The organism is Streptomyces niveiscabiei, from assembly GCF_001419795.1.
Classification (GTDB): domain Bacteria; phylum Actinomycetota; class Actinomycetes; order Streptomycetales; family Streptomycetaceae; genus Streptomyces; species Streptomyces niveiscabiei.
Genome location: NZ_LIRL01000952.1, coordinates 1 through 2,292 on the forward strand (window position 1 = coordinate 1; position 2,292 = coordinate 2,292).

A 2,292-nucleotide genomic window follows, 5' to 3' on the forward strand; every position below is an offset into this window, starting at 1 on the left:
AGAGGGTGGTGGCTGTGCGGGTGTGGCGGAGGCAGACCGGGGGTTGGGTGGTGTGGAGGGTGGTTGCGCCTGAGGGGAGTTCGCCGGGGGAGGTGAGGAAGATGAACCCCCTTGGCGTGCGCGCGGGTTGAGCGCAGATCTGGCACAACAGGCGCTGCATGCAGTCGCGTTGACGCGCGGGGTGGACCAGTTTCCACTGGGGTTCCCCGACGGGGAGGCCGTTGCTGCCGACCTGTTGTGAACAGCGGGCCCACAGAACGCCGTTGAGGTCCCGGTCGCCGGGGAGTTCGGTCCGGTAGCTGAGGCGGAGGCGGCCGTCGGGGCCGTACACGCCGCGCAGGGACGAGTGGGGCGCGGGCGTCTCGCCCTCACGGCAGGTGATGTACGGGACGATCCTCACGCCGACCCCCGTACGCGCAACCCGCAGCACACGTCCTTGCCGCCGGCCGTCGCTTCGGCCCGCCACCACTCGCTGAGCGCGGAGACGAGCAGCATCCCTCGCCCGGACTGCGCATCCCAGTCGGGCTCCTTCATGACGGGCAGGACGCGGGAACGGTCGCTGACGGTGATGCGCAACTCGTCGCCGTAGTACTGGAGTACGAGAAGGGCGATACCCCCGGCGTACCGATGGACGTTGGTGAGCAGTTCGGTGACGACCTCCAGCGCGTCGTCCAGGGCGGCGTCAAGTCCCCACACCCGAACGTGGGATCGGACGACGCGGCGGACCCAGTGCAGTTCCTCGGGCTCGACGAACAAGGGCAATCGGAACTCCTGGTGCACATGTTCCGTCATCCCGCCTCCAGTTGGGCGTTCGGCATCCAAGGTCGGCCAGTAGCCAGTAGGTTGATGCCTGATGGCAAGGCGCGACTGACAAGACACCAGAGTGGGGCAGCAGATTCCCTAACTGCAACATGCTTCAGAGAATAAATCCGAACGAGCTAAAGCGGCACGGGTCGTTGGCATATGCCGACCCGGACGCGAGGTTCCCCACGAGTTGTGCCGTACGACAGACTTGGTCCCGCTCAAGGAGGAGATGTGACGGGAAGGCAAGGCCCGACGCTCAGGCAGCGCAAGCTCGGAGCCGACATGAAGCGGCTGCGCGAGGCGGCGGGCATCGGCCAGAAGGAAGCCGCAGCCGAGATCGACGGCCAGCAGAGCAAGATCTCCAAGATGGAGACCGGCAAGCTCAGGCTCCGTCGGCTGGAACTCCTGGCGCTGCTCGACCTGTACGGGGTGAAGGACGAACGGGTCCGCGTGGACCTGCTCACGCTGCTCAGGGAGAGCGGTCAGCGGCAGTACTTCCCCGAGTACGAACTCGGCGTCAACCTACGGGAGATCGTGGCACTGGAGTCGGAGTGCACGCGCATCGAGGAGTTCGCGGCGATGTACACGCCGGGCCTACTCCAGACGCCGGAATACGCGTACGCCATGATCCAGGGGTTCGACCCGTGGCGTACCCCTGAGGATGTAGAGCACTACGTCGGACTGCGTATGGCGCGGCAGGGTGTCTTCGAGCAGGAGGAGCCGCCGCAGGCGGTGTTCATCCTGGATGAAGGCGTGGTGCGCAGGCCGATCGGCGGTCCCGAAGTCATGGTCAAGCAGCTCGGCCATCTGCTTGAACTGGCGAAGAAACCTCAAGTGACCATCCAGGTCGTACCGTTCGAGCAGGCGGTCTACGCTGGTCTCGAAGGGTCCTTCAGGATTCTCATCAACGAGGACGCCACTACCTTGGACGTCGTAGAGATCGACACCGTAACCAAGGCCCTCTTCATGCAAGATGTTGCTGACGTCACGTCGCATCGGAAGCTCTTTGACGAGATTCGCGCATCCGCCCTATCGTCACGGCAGACCGCTGACTTGATCAAGCTCGCGATGCGGGACTTCGAAGGAAGCTAGAGGAAGCCGATGATCCGCAAGAACCTCCCGGCAGACGGCTGGCAGAAGAGCAGCTACAGCAACGGAGCTGGCGCCGACTGCGTCGAGTACCTCCCCCTGCCTGCCGGCGAGGTCGCGATCCGCGACTCGAAGATCCCCGCGCGGGGTGCCTTCGTCTTCCCGACGACCTCTTGGACCTCGTTCGTCGATGCGGTGAAGCGCGAGAACCTCCCGCGCACCTGACCCCATGAACACCCCGGCCCGGCACCCATCCCCGTACGCCGAGGCCGCCTCCGCCAAGCCTCGAACAAGCCACCGGCACCCACGTACAGATCATCGGCGGAACCCTGCTGCTGTCCCCACCCCGAACCGCCGAACACACCACCGCCCTCACAGTCCTGCGCGACACCCTCCGCC

The 2,292-nt window shown here is 65.3% G+C and carries 3 protein-coding genes and 1 pseudogene; 2 read left to right on the plus strand and 2 right to left on the minus strand.

The features are described 5' to 3' along the window. Positions 1 to 400, minus strand: a pseudogene (locus AOK24_RS37675) (hypothetical protein); the annotation flags it as partial. Beyond that, positions 397 to 792, minus strand: a complete 396-nt coding sequence (locus tag AOK24_RS37680; RefSeq protein WP_055724443.1) for an ATP-binding protein — start codon at positions 790 to 792, stop codon at positions 397 to 399. The gene AOK24_RS37680 and the pseudogene AOK24_RS37675, both read right to left, overlap by 4 nt. A 243-nt stretch (positions 793 to 1,035) precedes the next feature. On the opposite strand from AOK24_RS37680, the gene AOK24_RS37685 reads away from it, so the two are divergent. Both AOK24_RS37685 and AOK24_RS37690 read left to right on the plus strand, forming a co-directional pair. After that, positions 1,036 to 1,896, plus strand: coding sequence for a helix-turn-helix domain-containing protein (locus AOK24_RS37685; RefSeq protein ID WP_055724444.1), 861 nt, complete (start codon positions 1,036 to 1,038; stop codon positions 1,894 to 1,896). A 9-nt stretch (positions 1,897 to 1,905) separates the two neighbouring features. After that, a complete protein-coding gene (locus AOK24_RS37690) occupies positions 1,906 to 2,118 on the plus strand; it encodes a DUF397 domain-containing protein (protein WP_055724445.1) in 213 nt (70 codons plus the stop codon). The last annotated feature ends 174 nt before the right edge of the window (positions 2,119 to 2,292 follow it).

Bases quoted from the DNA above. Each gene is read 5' to 3' on its own strand.
- AOK24_RS37690 (WP_055724445.1), top strand. From the start codon at position 1,906: ATGATCCGCAAGAACCTCCCGGCAGACGGCTGGCAGAAGAGCAGCTAC.
- AOK24_RS37680 (WP_055724443.1), bottom strand. From the start codon at position 792: ATGACGGAACATGTGCACCAGGAGTTCCGATTGCCCTTGTTCGTCGAG.